The 357-nt window shown below is 58.2% G+C and carries 1 pseudogene; it reads right to left on the bottom strand.

Going from position 1 to position 357, the window contains the following annotated elements:
- A pseudogene (locus tag AC1D0P_RS32540) lies at nucleotides 1-357 on the bottom strand (hypothetical protein); the annotation flags it as partial.

Below are 357 nucleotides of genomic sequence, written 5' to 3'. Positions count from 1 at the left end.
GACATATCCGTGTGGTCGAGKGTCAMCGTGTCYTTGCCGTGRTGGATGACGAGATCGTCGCCGGAGACTGTGACATGCGCCATCATCGCGTCGAAGTCCTTGAACAGCTGTGGCCCGTGGGAGAAATCGACGCGATCCTTGCTGGAGAAATCGGTGATCTCGTCCTTGCCGAAATGGCCGKTGAAGATGAACACATCMGCCGCACCATAGCCGGTCAGRACATCATTGCCCTTRCCGCCRGTCAGGAGGTTCTTGCCGTCRTCGCCGCCGAGCGTATCGTCATGGGCAGAGCCTTGCAGGTTCTCGAAACCCAGGAGGATATCGCCTTCAGCATCGCCACCGCTCTTGGTATTTGCC

The organism is Polaromonas sp. P1_G2 (assembly GCF_056405515.1).
This window is presented reverse-complemented; position numbering and strand designations above follow the sequence as displayed.